The organism is Arcticibacter pallidicorallinus, from assembly GCF_003002875.1.
Classification (GTDB): Bacteria; Bacteroidota; Bacteroidia; order Sphingobacteriales; family Sphingobacteriaceae; genus Arcticibacter; species Arcticibacter pallidicorallinus.
The window spans coordinates 449,590-468,864 of sequence record NZ_PVTH01000003.1 but is presented as its reverse complement, the minus strand read 5'-3'; the positions used below and the strand labels follow the sequence as shown (position 1 = coordinate 468,864).

Genomic DNA, 19,275 nt, shown 5'->3' with positions numbered 1-19,275 from the left:
AGATATCCTTACATGAAATTACAATTTTCTTCTTTTTTATTCAGTTCAGCAGTAGTCATCGCTCTGGCGAACGCTTGTTCAGCAACATCAAGCAGCAGTCAAACCGACCCACAAGACTCCCTGAAGGAGGTTTCCACCGGGATTCAAACTACTGATACCACCTCTACTACGGTCAGGGATTTCAGCAAGGAAAACTACAGCCCTAATGAGCTGGGAAGAGTGATGGTTCTGGAATACCACCTGATAGGCTATCCCGAAGACAGATGGAGACGAACACCTGAAAATTTCAGAAAGGATCTCCAGATGCTTTACGACAATGATTTCTATCCCGTATCCGTACATGCCATTGCATCCGGAGAGCTGGAGGTACCTGCCGGAAAAACGCCGTTCGCAATGACATTTGACGACTCGAGCGCAGGTCAGTTTCGCTACATCGAAAAGAACGGCCAGCTGAGTATAGACCCCAATTGCGCTTTGGGAATAATGGAAGAGTTCAAGAAAAAACATAAAGACTTCCCCATCACGGCTACTTTCTACGTATTGCCCGCGATAAAGCCCACGCTACGTCTGTTTGCGCAGCCTGAATATAAAAAACAGAAACTCGAATGGTTGCAGAAGAATGGCTACGAAATAGGGAACCATACCTGGTATCATGCCCAACTCTCGAAACTTAGTGATGCTGAAGCGCAGAAGCACCTGGCCATGTTTGTCAAGGAGATCAGGGAGTTTATTCCAGACTATGAAGTAAAGAGCTTAGCTCTGCCTTTGGGTATGCACGCAAAAAACCGTGCCCTTGAAGAAACCGGAGAGTTTGAAGGCCTGCGTTACAAACACGAATCCGTGATGCTTGTCGGATCAGCAACTTCCGTATCGCCCTACTCCAAGAAGTTCAGCAGACTGGGTATTCAGAGGGTGCAAGCAGGAGAGCATACCGAGAATCCGGAGAACTTCATGAAAAGCCAGATCAAGCATAATACACGTTTCGTAAGTGATGGCGACCCTAAAACGATAAGTGCTCCCGAAGCGTTAAAAGACGAGGTTAATCCGGCGCTCAGCAAAAAATACAGGTTTAACTGGATAAAAACCCCCTCGGTATAACATGGATTCCGATCTTATTGGTAAAACCGCTGCCTATGTAAAGGAGGCGCTCCAAAATGCAGAAAGCGGGCACGACTGGTGGCATACCGAACGCGTTTGGAAAAACGCCAGGCTACTGTTGCGTTCGGAAGACGCAGACCATCTGATTGTCGAACTTGCAGCAATACTGCATGACATAGCGGACGCCAAATTCCACAATGGAGATGAGGAGATTGGGCCAAGAACCGCGAGAAACTACCTCCAATCTATTGGTGTTGAGTCCAGTGTGATATTCCACGTGGAACAGATTATACGCAATATGTCTTATAAATCCGGTTTAGGGGAGATCGAATATTCATCAAAGGAGATGGAGATTGTTCAGGATGCAGACCGGCTGGATGCTATCGGAGCCATCGGCATTGCTCGTGCCTTCACTTATGGTGGCTATAAGAACAGAACCCTTTACGATCCTGCCATAGTGCCAAAGCCTTCGCAAAGCAAGGAAGAATACAAGAACAGCACAGCTCCAACGATCAACCATTTCTATGAGAAGCTTTTGCTGCTTAAAAATAAGATGAACACGCCTGCTGCACGCCGCATTGCTGCAGAGCGTCATGAGTTTATGGAGCGATATCTTGATCAATTCTTTGCTGAGTGGCAGGGAGAAAAATAGTATTATTGTATTATGAAGCTCAGGGGTTTAGTTTTAATCAATGCACTGGTAGTGGCTCTGGCACTGGCCATTGTAAATTATTACTTTCAGAATAGCTGGTATCATACCGCGGTAACCTTCGTGATTGCGCTGGTTATCTGTTATGTCGTATTTTATTACCTGATTGAGCGTTTTGTTTACAGTAAAATCAAGCTCATTTATAAATTGATCCACAACCTGAAGCTGGGACAGGAGCTCAAGGATGCCCTTGGCGAATATGTCACTGATGATCCGATTAATGACGTGGAGACAGAGGTGAAGGAATGGGCTCGTGTAAAGAAGATAGAAATCGACGAGCTCAAAAAGCAGGAGCAATTCCGAAAGGAGTTTCTGGGAAACATTTCTCATGAGCTCAAAACGCCACTATTTGCCGTTCAAGGCTATATTGAGGCCCTGCAGGACGAAGGTTTGGAGGATAACGAGATGAACAGAAGCTTTTTGAGTAAGGCATCTAAGAACATCGATCGCCTAAGTCTGCTTATTAAAGACATAGACGCGATTTCGAAGCTCGAGAGCGGAGAGATCCAGATCAACTATAAAAAGTTTGACCTATCCGCATTGATCAAGGAGGTGCTTGAACAAATGGAGTTTAAGGCCAACAAACACAACATCCATCTGATATTTAAGGAAAAATATAATTTTCCGACCTGGGTTTATGCTGATCGGGATAAAATACATCAGGTGCTGATCAACCTCGTGAGCAATTCCATTAAGTATGGAAAAGCGGGCGGCACTACGAGCTTGAAGATATTTGAACTACATGACCAGATACTTGTGGAAGTTACTGATGACGGAATCGGGATTGAAGAGAAACATCTCCCCCGGGTATTCGAACGATTTTTCAGAACAGATAAGAGCCGTTCCAGGCAGATTGGAGGATCTGGCCTTGGCCTGGCTATAGTGAAGCATATTCTGGAGGCACATCAGCAAACAATCACCGTAAGAAGTACAGAAGGACTTGGTTCTACATTCGCTTTTACCATCTCGAAGGCGAAGTAAAAAATATGGCTCACTAACAAAAACTTAACATTAGGTTAACATACGATAAGTAATTTTGCACATATTTTGAAAACAGGCATATGTCATTAAATAGCATTATTCAGTACTTTGTTCCTAAAGACAGAAAGTTCTTTCCTCTATTTGAGAAAGCAAGTCGGAATCTAATTTCCTTAGGAGAGGCTCTAAATGAGCTCGTTAACACAACCGATCTGGAAAGACGGAAGGAACTTACCAAAAAGATTGAAGACCTTGAACATGTAGGAGATGACATTACCCACCTGATATTTTTAGAGATGGGTAAAAATTTCATTACTCCTTTTGACCGTGAAGATATGCACTCCCTTGCTTCGGCTCTGGATGATATCGCTGACTATATTCACGGATCAGCAGCGAGAATGGATCTTTACAAGATTACCGACATAACGCCCCCTATCAAAAAGCTTGCTGAGCTAATTTTACAAGGCTGTATAGATGTAAACAAGGCTGTTGAAGAGCTAAAGAACCTGAAGAACATCAGATTGATCACCGACTCATGTGTACGCATCAACAGCATGGAAAACCAGGCCGATTATGTGTTTGACCGTGCGGTAGCTGATCTGTTCGAATTTGAAGACGACGCGAAGACGATTATCAAGTACAAAGAGTTGTTTGCGGCTATGGAAACAGCAACTGATAAGTGTGAAGACGTTGCCAATGTTCTGGAAACGATCCTGGTTAAGAATGCTTAACTACTAAACAATACAAAATGGTTACTACACTATTGGTAATTGTCATCATCATGGCAATTGCTTTTGATTATATCAACGGTTTTCATGACGCGGCGAACTCTATCGCTACGGTGGTGTCAACAAAAGTATTATCTCCCTTCCATGCTGTCCTCTGGGCGGCACTCTTCAACTTCGCGGCATACTTTTATTTTGACGACCATAAGGTTGCCAATACGGTAGCCAAGACTGTAGTTGAAAACTATATCACCATACACGTAATTCTCGCAGGACTGATCGCCGCTATTTCGTGGAACCTGCTCACATGGTACTACGGGATACCTTCAAGTTCTTCGCACACGCTGATCGGTGGATTTGCAGGCGCAGGTGTGACTTATGCGATGCTAAATGGAGCCACTGCTGCTGATGCGCTGAACCTCGGTTACGTGGTAAAGATTGTATCGTTCATCGTGCTGGCACCCATAATAGGTATGCTGATATCCATCGTAATCACACTTATCATCGTCAACCTGAGTCGATGGTCTAAGCCATCAACTGCTGAAAAATGGTTCAAGGCATTACAGCTTCTGTCTTCCGCTGCTTTAAGTTTCACTCACGGTGGTAACGATGCTCAAAAGGTTATGGGTATTATCTTCGTCGCTTTGGTTGCTAACGGCGTGGTAAACAGCAGCGACCCGATGCCGGAGTGGATTCCCTTAGTATGTTACGGTGCCATATCTCTTGGAACGATGAGCGGTGGCTGGAGAATCGTTAAGACCATGGGTACCAAGATCACTAAAGTGACTCCATTGGAAGGCGTGGCCGCAGAAACAGCAGGCGCGATAACCCTGGGTATTACTGAGCATTTTGCTATCCCTGTATCTACTACGCACACCATAACCGGATCCATCATAGGTGTTGGTGTTACCAAACGCATGTCTGCCGTGCGATGGGGAGTCACCATTAACCTGGTTTGGGCCTGGGTACTCACCATTCCTGTATCTGCACTTCTTGCGAGTGGAATATATCTGATATTTAATTTATTCCTCTAGTCACTGAGGAGATCATCTATAGTATTATACGAGACCGAATGATAGTTCGGTCTCGCTTGTTTATAGACCTTTTTTGCCCAGCGCTTTCCTTCCGCCGTTTTTGCCATTTCTGTATATAGGGGGATGATGAACTTTCGCCGCCCTACTTTAGTCAGAAATCGTTCAATCGCAGGATCTGCGACATGATACTGTTTTCTGATGGCATGTAAGAACCATGCTGCGTTTAACTCTGCATTGCCCGAACTCGTAAAGCCAAACTCCTGATCTATCTTCGTCATATCTCCTGCGCTCAGGTTCTGGGGCAAGCGTTTGATAAGATATAGCTGTTCGTTTGCAGAGGTAAGAGACTTTTTGAGTCCCTTCGGCTTTACTTCCTTCTTCCAGGCGATAACAACAGAATCAATAAAGCTGAACTGCTTCGAAACTGCAACAGGCATTCCGACAGGTGTACCAGGCTTGTAAAGCCATTCCTCTACGTTGACTTTTGCAGCCAATGCTTCGTCGCCTTTTAGTAGAGACTGATCCAGGTAGCCGACAAATTGTTCTGTTGTAAGGGATTGAAAACTGTGCTTCGTGAAATATTCTTTCAGGAAGGCATCCATCTTCTCTCTTCCAACAGCTTCTTCTAAAGCTCTCAAAAAGAAATAGCCTTTTTCATAGGCGATATCGGTCATTCCTTCATCAGGATCGCGGCCTGCCAGCTCAAGATGCAAACGGGTGTCTTCGTGTGAGTGCCCCAGATGAGTCATTGTCTCTTTCAAAGCCTCGTGACCAAGTACCTCCTGCATTTTCGCTTCCTCCTTGCCATACACATCCTCCACGATCCTTCTCTCAAAATATACTGTAAATCCTTCGTTTAACCAGAAGTCGTTCCATGTAGCATTCGTTACCAGATTACCACTCCAGCTGTGCGCTAGTTCGTGTGCTATTAAACTCACCAGAGAGCGGTCTCCGGCAATCACCGTTGGCGTAACGAAAGTCAGCATGGGGTTTTCCATTCCGCCAAATGGAAAGCTTGGCGGCAGCACGACCACATCGTAGCGACCCCATTGATAAGGACCGTACAATTTTTCGGCTGAATTGACCATTTTGCCCATATCATCGAACTCCCAGGCAGCAGCTTTAAGGGAAACGGGCTCAGCGTAGACGCCGGTTCTGTTATCAATAGCCTTAAACTCCAGGTCACCAACGGCAAGGGCCATCAAGTAAGAAGGGATCGCCTTCGGTTGTGCGAATTGATAAATCCCCAACTCGTTCTTTTCAACAGGATTTTCTGCACTCATGATGGGCAGCAACTCCTTTGGGACAGAAACAGTGGCATTGTATGTAAACCTGATTCCAGGGGAATCCTGACAAGGCAACCAGGTACGGGCCAGAATCGCCTGAGACTGGGTGAAAAGAAAAGGATGCTGTTTTCCTGCTGTCTGCTGTGGGTTGAGCCACTGTACCGCCGCAGCATCAGGGGATGTGGAATACCATATCGTGACTCTGTCTGTGTCTTTGTTGATTTTTATCTTTAGGGCCTTGCCCAGGAGGTTATCTTCAGGCCCTATAGCATATTCCGCTTCTTTTGTGGTGTCTGACAAGCTCACTCTCTTGATCTCCAGTCCCCTGGTATCGAAAACAATGCTGTCTGCATCGGATAAATTATCGATCGTCCACGATGCTTTACCTGTCAGCACTTTGTTATCGAAATCGACCTGTAGATTAAGATCAAGGTGTTTCACCAGGGCTTCCGAGGGCCTGGAAAATGAATGGGAATCAGCACTCTTTTGATGGGCTTCTGACAACTGTTTATTCTGGCTGCACGACATAAGTGCGCAACAAAGCAATAGGAAATAGTACTTCATAAAATGGCGTTATTATTTGAAATCTACCTGAATATAGCCTTCGACCTGGCGACCGTTCCTATTGGCTTTCCATAAAGGTCCTTCCTTTAGAAGACGGATGGCTTCGGCATTATACCTTTCGTTGATTCCTTTTTCGATACGGCAGGTATCCGGCCTGCCCAACTTGTCTACTGTAAATATGACTACCACGGCACTGGCATCTCCTCCCGGTGCCGGCAAGCGCTTATTCTGGCTGATATACATTTGGTAGTTTTCCCAACCATCAACAGGTTGGGCAGCATGCTCAATAACTGAAGGTTGAGAAGAAACCGGAGAGATTGCTCGTGACGCAGCTTTATTGAGGACAGTACCACTGTCACCGGAATAAGATGCTTTGGTACCACGCATGGATACAACCTGTCCATGGGAAGAGGCAGCTGTTGCGTTTCTGTCAAAATCAACAGAGGCTATTCTCGCACTTGCGGTTGCGATTTCATTGACAACGACTTGCCCGGCTATAACATCCGCTGCCTCTTTTGGTGCCGCATCTGAGACTATAGGAGCGGGCATGGGTCTGGCGGCATAACTTTCGGTTACCTTGCGCTTTGCGGGAGGACCTGGCTGATTAACAACCTTTGGCTGGACTTTCGTTTCACTTCCGGGCCGCTGAAGAGTGGTAAGAGCTTCGACCTCCTCCGTTACCGCTTTATTCTGGGTGTACTTTTCATCCCTTTGATTCTCCTTGCCTAGTTCGTCGCCCGGGGTAAGTGTTACTTCAACATTCTTAGCATTACCGGCCAGACGGGAATCGGTATTTGTTCCCTTCATCCAGAAAAGAATACTGGCTGATATAAAAAGAAGGCTTGCGGCTGCAGCTACGCTGATCCGTTGCCATGTAAAGTAGAAGATGTTCTTTTTCTCGGCATTCTCGGCAATACGAGCCTCGAGCTGACGCTGCAGCAGGCTCAGGTGAGGCTGTGCTGACCCTTCGAAGGCTGAATAGCCCTCCAGTGCTTCGGCCAGAAACGGGTCTTCCAGTGCTTCTTTTTCAAGTTCATGCATCCTTCCGGGATCCAGGCTCCCCTCCAGATACTGCTGTATAAGATTGTATTTTTGTTTATTCGCTTCTGTCATTCCTCTCCATACAAATTTTTAAGTTCCGCTTGCCGTTCTGAATATAACTTTTGACTTTGTTCATGTCAAAACCCGTTATATCCGCTACTTCCTTATAGCACTTCTGCTGAAGATAGAACAGGTCTATTGCCCGACGCTGCTCAGTGGGAAGTGTTTCCATACACTTTTCCATTGCGCTTAGCTGACTTTCGTTCGTACTGTCTATATTAAGATGCACAACTTCAGGTCTTTCCATATCTCCGTTTTCCAATGATACGAATACATGCCTGGAGCTGGCTCTAAGTGCCATGAGACAGTAATTACGGGCGAGTGTATATAACCAGCTTTTGAAATTGCTTACCTCATGCTGTCTGAGCTTAGGAATAAGCTGTTCGAAGATCTGCATGACTGCATCCTTACTGAGTTCTTCGTCTTTGAAATACTTGAGGCATAAGCCATACACAAGCGGCATGTACCCACTGTAAAGTTTCCCCAGCACCTCCAGGTCACCCGTACGCCTGTACTCGAGAAGCAGTTCTGCCTCTGAAACGTTCAAATGACCGGATTTATTTTTAATGAACTTCAATCGTAAATTCTTTAATCAAGTATAAAAATTTTTTATCGATATATGGAAAGAGGCCAGGCTTTTCATCCTGACTTAAACATTTAGCATGAAAAAGATAAACATCCTTATCCCTATCCTGGTTTTGATAAGCCTTATAGGATCTGGCAGCAAGGAACCTGAAATGCTCAAAGGAACAGTGGTGAATGCAAGTCATTTGAAACCAATAGAGGGCGTAATGATATCGGTGAAGAGTGAAAGTCAGCTTGCCGTGACAAACAAAAATGGGCACTTTTCTATCCGCCGGCCAGCATCGGGAGCCACGATTGAGTTTAAACTTGGCGGATACCGGACGCAGCGGGTGCGGTACGAGGGTCAGCAGCGATTGGATATAAAGCTTAACCAGGGATTTAAAGGACTTGAGACTAAGAATGTAGCCAATCTGCTTGAAAGTGCTGCTAGGATTCAGCCTCACAGGACAATGATTATAAGACAGCCTTCATCACCAACTGAATCATACGCGTCTTTTGCAGAGAACAAGTTTGTTCGCCCGCAATTAAATCCCCTCTCTACCTTCGGAATGGATGTAGACGCTGCCTCTTACAGTAATGTGAGGCGCTTTATTAATCAGGGACAATTGCCACCTGCAGACGCTGTGCGTGTGGAGGAGATGATCAATTACTTTGACTACGATTATCCGGCACCTACAAACGGTCAGCCTTTTTCTATCCATACCGAGTTGAGCATTGCACCCTGGAATACCGAACACCGGTTGTTAAGGATTGGACTTCAGGCAAAAGAGATCGAGGCCGCTAAGATACCGTCCTCAAACCTCGTTCTGCTTATCGATGTGTCGGGGTCCATGAACGCATATAACAAGCTTCCGTTGGTCAAGTCCTCCCTGAAGATGCTGGTTAATCAGCTTAGACCATCAGATAGGGTGGCAATCGTTAGCTATGCAGGCGCGGCAAACATAGCTCTCGAGCCGACATCCGGAAAAAACAAACAGGTGATCCTTGATGCGATCAACGCATTACAGGCCGGGGGATCAACTGCTGGCGGTGCAGGGATCAAGCTGGCCTACGATCTTGCAGCTTCCCGCTTCATCAAAAACGGGAATAACAGAGTGATTATGGCCACAGACGGTGATTTTAACACAGGGCAATCCAGCGATATGGATATGCAAAAATTGATTGAGGAAAAGAGGAAAAGCGGCATCTTCTTATCCGTATTGGGTTTCGGTATGGGCAATTACAAGGATAGCAAAATGGAGCTTCTAGCCGATAAAGGCAATGGAAACTACGCTTATATTGACAATATTAGCGAAGGTAGAAAAGTTCTTGTAACAGAATTCGGAGGAACGCTGTACACTCTGGCGAAAGACGTGAAGTTACAACTGGAATTTAATCCGTCCAAGGTGCAGGCTTACCGGCTAATCGGGTATGAAAACCGTTCACTGAACGCTGAAGATTTCAATAATGACCTAAAAGACGCCGGAGATCTTGGGTCGGGACACTCGGTTACTGCACTTTATGAAATAATCCCACATGGCGTTAAGAGCCGCTTTATCGGATCAGTTGACGAACTTAAATATCAGACAGACAAACCTTCAGGATCAACGTTCGCTGACGAACTGGCAAGCATAAGTTTAAGATATAAGGCGCCCAATAGTGATGTAAGCCGACTGATTAAAAAAACTGTTGCTAATACTAGTCAACCGCTTCGTACAAGCAGTGATAATTTCAGGTTCGCGGCGGCGGTTGCGGGTTATGGCATGTTGCTTAAGAGATCGGAGTTTGTGCCGGGATTTACTTTTGCTATGGTAGCGGAACTGGCGAGCCAGGCAATGAGCAAAGATGAGGAGGGTTTCAAATCGGAATTCGTACGTTTGGTGCGGGCATCTTCTCTGTTGGCAGAGGATTTGCTTACAGTAACGAAAAATTGATCCATGAAAAGACCCTTATTTGTACTCCTTTTAAGTTCAGCTGTCGTATTGAGCAGCTGTGAAACGTTGAACCAGACGGCTCAGGTGCTGAGTCAATCTTTAGGAAATCCCACATCAGCAGAGATAGCTTCGGGTCTGAAAGAAGCGCTTCAGCTAGGAACCAACCTGAGTGCTGAGCGACTGAATGCCGAAAATGGCTTTCTGGGTAACGCCGCTGTTAAGCTGTTGTTTCCGCCAGAGGCACAAAAGGCAGAGAAGGCACTCCGGTCTCTCGGCCTCAATCAGCTGTGCGACAATGTAATTACCAGCGTAAACCGGGCTGCGGAAGACGCTGTGATAGAAGCTAAGCCTATATTCATCTCAGCCATCAAACAGATGACCATCAGCGATGCGAGCTCTATTCTTCTGGGCAAGCAGAGCGATGCTGCTACGCAGTATTTTCAACGAGTTACCAATGATCAGTTGAGTGCTAAGTTTAGGCCGATAATTCAGAGCAGCCTGGCTAAGGTAGGCGCTACGCGGAATTGGACTGAAGTAGTTTCACGGTATAATCAGATACCACTGGTAACAGACATCAATCCCGACCTCAGCAGTTATGTTACGCAGAAGGCGATTGAGGGGCTCTTTATGGAAATAGCCAAAGAGGAACTTAAGATCAGACAGAACGTATCGTCAAGAAACAGCATTTTGCTGCAGAAAGTATTCGGTTACGCTGATCGGCAAAGATAACCGGACAGATGGGTTGCTACTTATTAAAGCCGGCAACCCATCTGTTCATTTTGCTTTCCAGAAGTGAAAGAGGGAGCACTCCGTCCCGGAGAAGCTCGTCATGAAATTCAGATATTCTAAAATCCCCTTTTAGCTCCTGCTCACACATCTGGCGCAACTCGCGAATCTTCATCTGCCCTACCTTGTATGAAACTGCCTGACCAGGTATAGCCATATATCTTTCAATTTCGGCAGTAGCCGCGTCCTTTCCTATCGCCTCGTTCTTCATCATGTACGAGATTGCCTCCTCCCTCGACATCCCCTTGAGATGGATCCCAACATCTACCACAAGGCGGATCGCACGATGCATTTCATCGCCCAATGCTCCCATGTGTTGATAGGGATCGGTATACAGGCCCAGTTCCTTGCCTAGAGACTCTGTATATAAAGCCCAGCCTTCGCCAAACGCTCCATACCAGGCAAAACGGCGAAAGGCGGGTAAACTGAGATTTTCCTGCTGCAAAGATATCTGGTAGTGATGGCCCGGGATGGCTTCATGAAGGAATAAAGATTCCATCCCTGAAGTAATATTGAAAGATGACGGGTCGGGAACAGGCACGTAGAAAACACCTGCGCGACTGCCATCTGCTGAGCCTGGTACATACTCTGCACTTGCCGAAGCTTCTCTGAATGCTTCAGTCTGACGTATCTCAAATGGTGCCGCAGGCTTGGTGCCGAACAATTGATTAACATTTGGCTTAACTTTCTCGTAAATACCGCGGAAGGCATTAATAACGTCTTTGCCTGATTTAAATGGGGTGAATCTTGGAGAGGTCTTCATAAACTCGAAGAAAGCGGGCAGGTCACCGCTAAAGCCTACTTCATCTTTCACCCGCTCCATCTCTGTACGTATACGTTCTACCTCCTTCAATCCGGTCTGGTAGATCTCTTCAGGAGTAATTTCGGTAGTGGTGTAATACTTCAGGAGGTAGTTATACATCTCCTTGCCTCCAGGCAGAGCGGAGATACCAGATGTTGTTCTTGACCTTGGCAAGTATTCCTTTTCAAGAAAGACCGCTAATTTCTTATAGGAGGGAATAATGTCATTGTTTATCGCCTCGATATATTGCTGTTTAAGTTCAGCCTTTTGTTCGTCGGTAAAAGATGAAGGGAACTTCGTTACCGGACCGTAAAAGAGGCTCCTGGAGGGCTCATCAACCAGCATAGATTGCAATTGAGGGATTGTTTTTTTAACCAGACTGGCCGGAAGCACCACTCCTTTACTCATGCCTGCTCTGAAATTGTCGATTGCCGAATCCGTCCATACAGTAAATGCCTTGATTCTGGACAACCAGTTCCGATAGTCTTCGACGGTATTAAATGGCTGGTAACTATCTCCTGAGCCTAGTTGAGCAATCGTCAGAGGCATCCCCGTAAATTGCTGGAATGGAAGCATCCAAATGTTGTGCTGTAGTCCTTCCAGCTGAGTGTGCAATTCATAGGCAAGAACATCATAGCTTAACCGATCATTTGCATTTAAGGAATCGCGATTGAACTTACTGAGAGAATCGAGGGTTGAAGAATAAAAGCTCTTGAGCGAATCCCTGAAAGCGGCGGTCTGGTCATTTGGCAGCCGGTTATTAAATCGGTTATCACCCTGCTGCATTGCTTCCAGAGGGAAGAATCTGGACCGCTGTTCCCAGTAGTTATCAAACAACCGGGAAGCGTCATTGAGAGATGACGATTCTGTTCCTTCAGGTTTGTTTACACATGAGGAGCAAAGAATGGTAAGCAGTACGACGACCAGAAAGTTAGTTTTCATAAAAATAATAATACGTATTTATATCCGCCTTTTTCAACCGTAATTATACTTTAGGAACTTTTATCTGGAATTTCGGAGTCATCCTCGCACATATTCTTCTTAGGCAGTTCCTTGACCGCCACTTCCTCCTCCGTTTGAATGACATGCACTGCATATTCGGCTGGCTGGATGCTGCCACCAAACTTCTCCGCATAAACCTGCGTAAATTCCGCGCCAAAATATAGAATGGCAGCCGTATAATAGACCCACGTCAGAATAACCACAAGAGAACCGGCAGCCCCGAATGTTGAGCCGGTACCAGCCATTTGAAGATAAAACCCTATAAGTACCCTCCCGAGCATAAACAGCAGGGCCGTAGCTATGGCACCGACCCGAACGTCCTTCCACGAGATCTTCACATCGGGAAGAAATTTAAAGATTATAGCAAATAAGGTTGTGATGATAGAAAAAGTAAGAAAAATATTGAAAGCCTGAACCAGAAGAACAGTGATCTCCGGAAAAATAGTACTTAGCCGTTGACTCAATGCCGCCACAATGCCATTAACCACCAAAGAGACGACTAGCAAAAAGCCTAGGCTTATTATCATCGAAAACGATAGAACACGGTTTATTAAGAGCTTTTGAAAGCCCTTCTTGGGTTTAGGGCGGACCCGCCAGATAATGTTGAGTGTGTCTTGTATTTCTGTAAAAATCGCAGTTGCGCCCACCATTAAGACTATAATACTGATGATCAGGGAAAGAGTGGACCCTCCTGACAAAGCACTTTTCTCAATCAGGATCTGAATCTGATTAGCGGCATCACTACCTACAAGCTGATTTATCTCAGAAAACAGCTTTCCCTGAATGGCGTCCTTGCCGTAAAAAATACTGGCAAGTGATATGATCAGAACCAGGAGAGGAGATAGGGCAAAAATGGTACTATATGCGAGGGAGGCGCTGTATTTCATTGCCTTATCTTGAGAAAAGGCACTAGCAGACCCCAAAAACACCTTCCACAGATCCTTAAAATATTGTTTATTCAAATGCATAATCCTTACTTTCCATTTAAAAGGTGAAACGCAATGAATTGTTTTGAGGCAACCGGGCTACCGGTGGGAGATGATCAGCAGGTCGAGATCTTTCGGCTGAATGTTAAACCGATTGGCCAGATCCTGATTAGTAAGATGCCCCTGATATAGATAGATGGCGTTTCTTATACCCGGCTTCTCCCAAATGACGTTTTTAATTCCTCCCATTTCACCAATATCAACCAAAATAGGAGTAAATATATTGGTGAGCGCATAGGTTGCCGTACGTGCCACCCGGGAGGCGATATTTGGAACACAATAATGTATCACATCATACTTGCGGAAAACAGGATGAGTATGATTGGTAATGCGCGATGTCTCAAAGCAGCCCCCCTGATCAATGCTCACGTCGATGATCACAGAATTGGGCTTCATTTTACTTACCGTTTCTTCGGAAACAATGCAGGGACTTCTGCCGTGACTCGCACGAATGGCTCCAATGACCACATCACAGGTAGTAATGGCCTTGTTCAGCACTATAGGGTGAAGGACAGATGTAAAAACGCGGTTTCCTATATTATTTTGAAGACGGCGCAGGCGGTAGATGGACGTATCGAAGACTTTGACTTCGGCACCCAGGGCTATGGCAGTACGTGCAGCGTATTCGGCAACGGAGCCTCCACCCAGAATTACCATCTCTGTTGGCGGTACGCCGGTGATACCTCCAAGCATCAGACCCTTCCCATCAAACACGTTACTAAGGTACTCTGCAGCGATCAGCACCGAGGTAGCGCCTACAATTTCGCTCATAGAGCGGATGACCGAGAGAGAGCCTCCCTCATCGCGCAGATACTCATAAGACAGCGCTGTGATCTTTTTCTTCATCATCGCTTCCAGGCTTTCTGCTTTAAGCGAGGCCATTTGAAGGGTAGAAAAAAGAACCTGGCAAGGCTTCATCATTTCTATCTCTTCTGAGGTAGGAGGTCCGATTTTAATGATAATATCCGCTTTGAATAAATCCTTCTTATTGTATTCTATGATAGCACCCTGCTCGCTGTAATCATTATCAGAAAAGTTAGCGCCCTTTCCGGCTCCGGATTCAATCACCACTTTATGGCCGTTATTTACCAGGACAGCCACGGAAAGAGGCGTAAGAGCGATCCGGTTCTCCTGGAATGAAGACTCTTTCGGTATTCCGATAAAAAGGGAATTTTTCCGGCTCCTGGTCTCCATCATTGCTTCCTGCGGTTGCATCATAGCCTGCTTCGCAATGTCAGACAGTTCAGTCATCATATGGTTCTTAAATTATTTCTGCAGTCAAAGTTCTTTTATCATCATCAGTCACCTCTAGCTCTACTTTTACAACCCGGGGAGGTATAAGATCGGGAATCTTTTCTGGCCACTCGATCAGGCAATACTGGCCGGAATACAGATAATCTTCATAGCCGAGATCAAACGCTTCGCTTTGATTCTTAAGCCGGTAAAAGTCAAAATGATAAATACTACCGGCAGGTGATTCATATTCGTTAACAATAGAAAATGTAGGGCTGGAAACGGTATCTGTGACGCCAAGACGCTTACATAAGGCCTTGATGAAAGTGGTTTTGCCTGCACCCATCTCGCCATAGAATATAAATACCCGTTCTTCATTTGCGAAAGAAAGAAGTTGCTCCGCTACCCGGGGGAGCTCATCAATAGCAGAAATTAGCTGCTTCATAACCTATTTAGGGCTGTAAGTAATATATGGAACAATCATTTCCTCCAAAGATATACCTCCATGCTGAAACGTCTCATTATAATAATTAACAAAGTGATTATAGTTATTCGGATATACAAAGTAACTGTCTTCTTTGGTAAAGATGAAACTGGAACTTACATGAAGCTTTGGTAGCTGGGCATCGTGGGGGTTCTTGATATGGAACACTTCTTTGGCATTGAAGTTCAGGTTTTTACCCTGCTTGTACCGGAGATTGGTGTTGGTATTCCGATCGCCAATTACTTTGCTTGGGTGTTTCACGCGGATGGTACCATGGTCGGTGGTAATGACCAGCTTCACATTTTTCTGCGAAATCTTCTTTAACAACTCCAGTAGCGGTGAATGTTCGAACCAGGAGAGCGTAAGCGAACGGTAGGCAGCTTCGTCGTTTGCAAGCTCCCTGATCATAGCCATATCGGTACGAGCATGAGATAGCATATCAACGAAATTAAATACAATAGCATTCAATTCATTACCCATTAAATTATTGAAGTTTTCTACCAGGTCTTTGCCTTGCTCGAAGGTCAGCACTTTGGTATAGGAGTGCTTAACATCACGTCTCAGCACCCGCTGCAGCTGGTCTTTCAGGAACTGGTCTTCAAAGAGGTTCTTTCCCCCCTCATCTTCATCATTCTGCCACATGGATGGAAAACGCTTTTCCATTTCAATGGGCATAAGTCCGGAAAAGATTGCATTACGGGCATACTGGGTGGCAGTTGGAAGGATACTGAAATAGGTTTCTTCTTCATCCAGCCTGAAATGCTCCGTGATAATTGAATTGATCATCTTCCATTGATCATACCGCAGGTTATCAATCAGTATAAAGAAAGTTGGCTTGGTAGAATCCAGCTGGGGAAAAAGCTTTTTCTTAAGGAGCTGACTGGAGGTAACCGGACCATTATCCGGATCTTTCAGCCAGCCAAGGTAATTTTTCTCTATGAACTTGCAGAATTGTGCGTTTGCTTCAGCTTTTTGAAGGGTGAGAATCTCATGCATACCTGCATCCTCAAGCTTTTCCAGTGAGAGCTCCCAAAAAACCAGCTTCTTATATACGTCTGCCCATTCGGAGTAACTCAGGTTATCGTTCAATGTCATACCGAGGTTTCTGAAATCCTGCTGATAAGCCATTGAAGTCTTCTCACTGACGAGGCGTTTATTGTCAATAAGCCGCTTAATAGTAAGCTGAATCTGTTTCGGATTGACAGGTTTGATTAGATAATCGTCGATCTTGGAACCGATAGCATCTTCCATCAAATGCTCTTCTTCATTTTTCGTAATCAGCACTACCGGAACGTCGGGATTGATGTTTTTGATTTCTGCCAGGGTTTCAAGACCGGTAAGTCCGGGCATATTCTCATCTAAAAAAACAATATCAAAATATCCATTTCTAAAAGCATCGAGGGCATCATTTCCGTTGGTAGCGGTCTTAACTGTGTAGCCTTTATCGTTAAGGAACATGATATGGGGTTTTAACAAATCAATCTCGTCATCAGCCCATAGTATCGTGGTTTCCTGCATATTATCTGTGTAAAGTATTTTTTATATTTATTCAAAAAGAATATAACAATAAAACTGGTTTTTTGTATTCAGGAAAATTAACAATTTTTGCAGAGGGAACATTTATATTGAATAAGAAAAAAATAATAAACGATCCGGTATACGGTTTTATAACGATCCCGTCTGAGTTAGTCTACGATCTGATTGATCACCCCTATTTTCAGCGCCTGAGAAATATCAAGCAACTTGGAATGACCCATTTGGTTTATCCTGGTGCTGTTCATACGCGCTTCCACCATGCGCTGGGGGCTATGCACCTTATGAGCATGGCTATTGAAACGTTAAAGGGAAAGGGACATGAAATTACAGAGGAGGAAGAAGAGGCCGTGGTCATTGCCATACTTCTACATGATATAGGACATGGTCCATACTCCCATGCATTAGAGAACACCATTGTAAGCGGTATCTCTCATGAAGATATTTCGATCTTACTGATGAATAGCTTGAATGAGAAATTCGGGAACAAGTTGGACCTGGCGATACAAATTTTCAAAGGGTCATATAATAAGCCCTTTCTTCATCAGCTTGTTTCCGGACAGTTAGATACTGACCGGATGGATTACTTGAACAGGGATAGCTTTTTTACGGGTGTATCTGAAGGAATTATAGGATTTGACAGGATCATCAAAATGCTCAATGTGTTTAACGGCCACCTTGTAGTGGAAGAAAAAGGAATCTATTCCATCGAAAAATTTCTAGTAGCACGGCGAATTATGTACTGGCAGGTCTATTTACACAAAACCGCTGTCGCTGCAGAACATCTTCTTGTTAAAATATTGAGAAGGGCAAAGGAACTTTCGAACAAGGGAGTGCATTTATTTGCTACTCCTAGCTTCAACCACTTTCTGGTTAACACCATCAGCAAGGATGAGTTTATCACAGACCCGATACATATTCGCAACTTCACCTGTCTGGATGACCATGACATTTTCACATCAGTAAAGGTATGGGCCACGGGAGATGATCAGATACTTTCCCGTCTTTGCAGGTACCTGTTGACGAGGTCACTTTATAAAATAGAAGTAAGTCCGGAGCCCTTCGACCCGAAACGGGTTGAAAGTCTCGGAGAAAGGGCTGTCGACGTGCTGAACATCGAAAGTAAAGACGTTGGGTACTTCGTGTTCACAGATACCATTACCAACCATGCTTATAAGGTAGACGACGAAAGCATCAATATTCTGATGAAGAATGGCACAACGCGGGATATAACCCTGGCATCAGATAATGCCATACTTGAGGGCCTTTCGAAGACTGTGAAAAAGCATATCCTCTGCTATACAAAAGAGTTAAATAATCTTAAATAAGGTGCTATAATTCTTTTTTGATGGGATAATTTTCAAATTTGATCATAAATTAATAAGATATAACTTTGCCCGATGCAATTTACTGCCCAACAGATTGGAATATTACTTGATGGAAGTGTGGATGGAAATCCAGAAGACACAGTAAATCAGCTCGCTAAGATAGAAGATGCTCAGAGTGGGTCCTTGTCTTTTCTGGCAAACCCGAAATACGAACACTTCATTTACCAGACGAATGCATCAATTGTCATCGTCAATAAAGATTTTGTCGCTTCCGGCCCGATAAAGCCTACACTGATCAGGGTAGAGAACGCGTATACTGCATTTTCGTTATTACTTCAGCAATATAATTCTATCAAGCTTAACAAAAAAGGAATTGAGGAGCCATGCTATATCCATCCAAGTGCCAAAATTGGAAAAGATGTGTATATAGGAGCTTTCGCTTATATCGGCGCAGACGTTGTTCTGGGTGATCATTCAAAGATATATCCTCAGGTATATTTGGGCGACAATTCATCTGTCGGGTCTGGATGCACGCTATTTTCGGGAGTTAAGATCTATCATGATTGTCAGATAGGATCGAATGTTATCATACATGCGGGGTCTGTTATCGGAAGTGATGGCTTCGGGTTTGCCCCTCTTGAAGATGGGAGCTACGGGAAAATCAGCCAGATAGGAAATGTTATAATAGAAGATGATGTGGAAATTGGATCGAATACTTCTATAGACAGGGCCACAATGGGTTCTACCATCATCAAAAAAGGCGTTAAGCTGGATAACCTTATCCAGATTGCACATAATGTAGAAATAGGGTCGAACACGGTGATTGCGTCACAAGCAGGAGTTTCGGGAAGTACAAAAATTGGACCACAGTCGGTCATAGGTGGGCAAGTCGGAATTGTGGGACATATTAACATTGCCAAAGGCTCTCAGATCCAGGCTCAATCGGGAATAAACCGGGCTATCGTAGAAGAAGACAAAAAGTGGGCTGGCTCACCGGCATCTTCGTTTAACGACCAAATGCGAGCGCAGGTGATATTTAACCGCCTTCCGGAAATGCAGAGGAAAATCGACGAGTTGGAGAGAAAACTTAAAGAATTTACTAAATAAACACTGATACACATGCATCAG

17 protein-coding genes are annotated in these 19,275 nt (G+C 44.8%); 9 read left to right on the top strand and 8 right to left on the bottom strand.

What is annotated here, in order from left to right; all coding sequences use genetic code 11:
* The first annotated feature begins 12 nt into the window (after positions 1 to 12).
* The 5 genes from B0I27_RS07020 to B0I27_RS07000 all read left to right on the top strand — a co-directional run bounded on the left by B0I27_RS07020 (position 13) and on the right by B0I27_RS07000 (position 4,544).
* A complete protein-coding gene (locus B0I27_RS07020; protein WP_106292504.1) occupies positions 13 to 1,098 on the top strand; it encodes a polysaccharide deacetylase family protein in 1,086 nt (361 codons plus the stop codon).
* A gap of 1 nt (position 1,099) precedes the next feature.
* Positions 1,100 to 1,750 carry an HD domain-containing protein gene (locus B0I27_RS07015; protein ID WP_106292503.1) on the top strand — a complete coding sequence of 217 codons (651 nt, stop codon included), beginning with the start codon at positions 1,100 to 1,102 and terminating at the stop codon, positions 1,748 to 1,750.
* Positions 1,751 to 1,762: 12 nt separating this feature from the next.
* The gene (locus B0I27_RS07010) at positions 1,763 to 2,788 is read left to right on the top strand and encodes a sensor histidine kinase (protein WP_106292502.1); all 1,026 of its coding nucleotides are present in this window, start codon (positions 1,763 to 1,765) and stop codon (positions 2,786 to 2,788) included.
* Positions 2,789 to 2,868: 80 nt separating this feature from the next.
* The gene (locus B0I27_RS07005) at positions 2,869 to 3,516 is read left to right on the top strand and encodes a DUF47 domain-containing protein (protein ID WP_106292501.1); all 648 of its coding nucleotides are present in this window, start codon (positions 2,869 to 2,871) and stop codon (positions 3,514 to 3,516) included.
* 17 nt (positions 3,517 to 3,533) lie between these two features.
* Positions 3,534 to 4,544, top strand: a complete 1,011-nt coding sequence (locus B0I27_RS07000; protein ID WP_106292500.1) for an inorganic phosphate transporter — start codon at positions 3,534 to 3,536, stop codon at positions 4,542 to 4,544.
* On the opposite strand, the gene B0I27_RS06995 is transcribed toward B0I27_RS07000, so the two are convergent.
* From B0I27_RS06995 to B0I27_RS06985, 3 genes are read right to left on the bottom strand one after another with little or no spacing between them, the layout of a single operon-like run.
* Positions 4,541 to 6,394: a M1 family metallopeptidase gene (locus tag B0I27_RS06995; protein WP_106292499.1), complete on the bottom strand. Its 1,854-nt coding sequence runs from the start codon at positions 6,392 to 6,394 to the stop codon at positions 4,541 to 4,543. The two genes, B0I27_RS07000 and B0I27_RS06995, sit on opposite strands and share 4 nt — an antisense overlap.
* Positions 6,395 to 6,406: 12 nt before the next feature.
* A complete protein-coding gene (locus tag B0I27_RS06990) occupies positions 6,407 to 7,507 on the bottom strand; it encodes a hypothetical protein (RefSeq protein WP_106292498.1) in 1,101 nt (366 codons plus the stop codon).
* On the bottom strand, positions 7,491 to 8,072 hold the full coding sequence (locus B0I27_RS06985) for an RNA polymerase sigma factor (RefSeq protein WP_106292497.1): 582 nt from the start codon (positions 8,070 to 8,072) through the stop codon (positions 7,491 to 7,493). The genes B0I27_RS06990 and B0I27_RS06985 overlap by 17 nt, the downstream gene beginning before the upstream one ends.
* A gap of 85 nt (positions 8,073 to 8,157) precedes the next feature.
* On the opposite strand from B0I27_RS06985, the gene B0I27_RS06980 reads away from it, so the two are divergent.
* Both B0I27_RS06980 and B0I27_RS06975 read left to right on the top strand, forming a co-directional pair.
* Positions 8,158 to 9,993: a YfbK domain-containing protein gene (locus B0I27_RS06980; RefSeq protein ID WP_106292496.1), complete on the top strand. Its 1,836-nt coding sequence runs from the start codon at positions 8,158 to 8,160 to the stop codon at positions 9,991 to 9,993.
* Positions 9,994 to 9,996: 3 nt separating this feature from the next.
* Positions 9,997 to 10,722: a DUF4197 domain-containing protein gene (locus B0I27_RS06975; RefSeq protein WP_106292495.1), complete on the top strand. Its 726-nt coding sequence runs from the start codon at positions 9,997 to 9,999 to the stop codon at positions 10,720 to 10,722.
* 16 nt (positions 10,723 to 10,738) lie between these two features.
* Here B0I27_RS06975 and B0I27_RS06970 read toward each other — a convergent pair whose 3' ends face one another.
* The 5 genes from B0I27_RS06970 to porX are packed head-to-tail and all read right to left on the bottom strand — an operon-like array spanning position 10,739 to position 16,804.
* On the bottom strand, positions 10,739 to 12,523 hold the full coding sequence (locus B0I27_RS06970) for a DUF885 domain-containing protein (RefSeq protein ID WP_106292494.1): 1,785 nt from the start codon (positions 12,521 to 12,523) through the stop codon (positions 10,739 to 10,741).
* Positions 12,524 to 12,573: 50 nt separating this feature from the next.
* On the bottom strand, positions 12,574 to 13,551 hold the full coding sequence (locus B0I27_RS06965) for a YihY/virulence factor BrkB family protein (RefSeq protein ID WP_106292493.1): 978 nt from the start codon (positions 13,549 to 13,551) through the stop codon (positions 12,574 to 12,576).
* Between the two features lie 57 nt (positions 13,552 to 13,608).
* On the bottom strand, positions 13,609 to 14,820 hold the full coding sequence (locus B0I27_RS06960) for an alanine dehydrogenase (RefSeq protein ID WP_106292492.1): 1,212 nt from the start codon (positions 14,818 to 14,820) through the stop codon (positions 13,609 to 13,611).
* 10 nt (positions 14,821 to 14,830) lie between these two features.
* Positions 14,831 to 15,247, bottom strand: coding sequence for a tRNA (adenosine(37)-N6)-threonylcarbamoyltransferase complex ATPase subunit type 1 TsaE (gene tsaE, locus B0I27_RS06955; protein ID WP_106292491.1), 417 nt, complete (start codon positions 15,245 to 15,247; stop codon positions 14,831 to 14,833).
* A 3-nt stretch (positions 15,248 to 15,250) separates the two neighbouring features.
* Positions 15,251 to 16,804 carry a T9SS response regulator signal transducer PorX gene (gene porX, locus B0I27_RS06950; RefSeq protein ID WP_106292490.1) on the bottom strand — a complete coding sequence of 518 codons (1,554 nt, stop codon included), beginning with the start codon at positions 16,802 to 16,804 and terminating at the stop codon, positions 15,251 to 15,253.
* Between the two features lie 107 nt (positions 16,805 to 16,911).
* Between porX and B0I27_RS06945 the strand changes: the two genes are divergently transcribed.
* Entirely contained in the window at positions 16,912 to 18,147 is a 1,236-nt protein-coding gene (locus B0I27_RS06945; RefSeq protein WP_106292588.1) for an HD domain-containing protein, read from the top strand.
* A 72-nt stretch (positions 18,148 to 18,219) separates the two neighbouring features.
* Entirely contained in the window at positions 18,220 to 19,254 is a 1,035-nt protein-coding gene (gene lpxD / locus B0I27_RS06940; protein ID WP_106292489.1) for a UDP-3-O-(3-hydroxymyristoyl)glucosamine N-acyltransferase, read from the top strand.
* Positions 19,255 to 19,275 lie beyond the last annotated feature (21 nt).

Excerpts from the sequence above, each read along its gene's own strand:
- B0I27_RS07020 (WP_106292504.1), top strand. The coding sequence starts at position 13 with ATGAAATTACAATTTTCTTCTTTTTTATTCAGTTCAGCAGTAGTCATC.
- B0I27_RS07015 (WP_106292503.1), top strand. The coding sequence starts at position 1,100 with ATGGATTCCGATCTTATTGGTAAAACCGCTGCCTATGTAAAGGAGGCG.
- B0I27_RS07010 (WP_106292502.1), top strand. The coding sequence starts at position 1,763 with ATGAAGCTCAGGGGTTTAGTTTTAATCAATGCACTGGTAGTGGCTCTG.
- B0I27_RS07005 (WP_106292501.1), top strand. The coding sequence starts at position 2,869 with ATGTCATTAAATAGCATTATTCAGTACTTTGTTCCTAAAGACAGAAAG.
- B0I27_RS07000 (WP_106292500.1), top strand. The coding sequence starts at position 3,534 with ATGGTTACTACACTATTGGTAATTGTCATCATCATGGCAATTGCTTTT.
- B0I27_RS06995 (WP_106292499.1), bottom strand. The coding sequence starts at position 6,394 with ATGAAGTACTATTTCCTATTGCTTTGTTGCGCACTTATGTCGTGCAGC.
- B0I27_RS06990 (WP_106292498.1), bottom strand. The coding sequence starts at position 7,507 with ATGACAGAAGCGAATAAACAAAAATACAATCTTATACAGCAGTATCTG.
- B0I27_RS06980 (WP_106292496.1), top strand. The coding sequence starts at position 8,158 with ATGAAAAAGATAAACATCCTTATCCCTATCCTGGTTTTGATAAGCCTT.
- B0I27_RS06975 (WP_106292495.1), top strand. The coding sequence starts at position 9,997 with ATGAAAAGACCCTTATTTGTACTCCTTTTAAGTTCAGCTGTCGTATTG.
- B0I27_RS06970 (WP_106292494.1), bottom strand. The coding sequence starts at position 12,523 with ATGAAAACTAACTTTCTGGTCGTCGTACTGCTTACCATTCTTTGCTCC.
- B0I27_RS06965 (WP_106292493.1), bottom strand. The coding sequence starts at position 13,551 with ATGCATTTGAATAAACAATATTTTAAGGATCTGTGGAAGGTGTTTTTG.
- B0I27_RS06960 (WP_106292492.1), bottom strand. The coding sequence starts at position 14,820 with ATGACTGAACTGTCTGACATTGCGAAGCAGGCTATGATGCAACCGCAG.
- tsaE (WP_106292491.1), bottom strand. The coding sequence starts at position 15,247 with ATGAAGCAGCTAATTTCTGCTATTGATGAGCTCCCCCGGGTAGCGGAG.
- porX (WP_106292490.1), bottom strand. The coding sequence starts at position 16,804 with ATGCAGGAAACCACGATACTATGGGCTGATGACGAGATTGATTTGTTA.
- lpxD (WP_106292489.1), top strand. The coding sequence starts at position 18,220 with ATGCAATTTACTGCCCAACAGATTGGAATATTACTTGATGGAAGTGTG.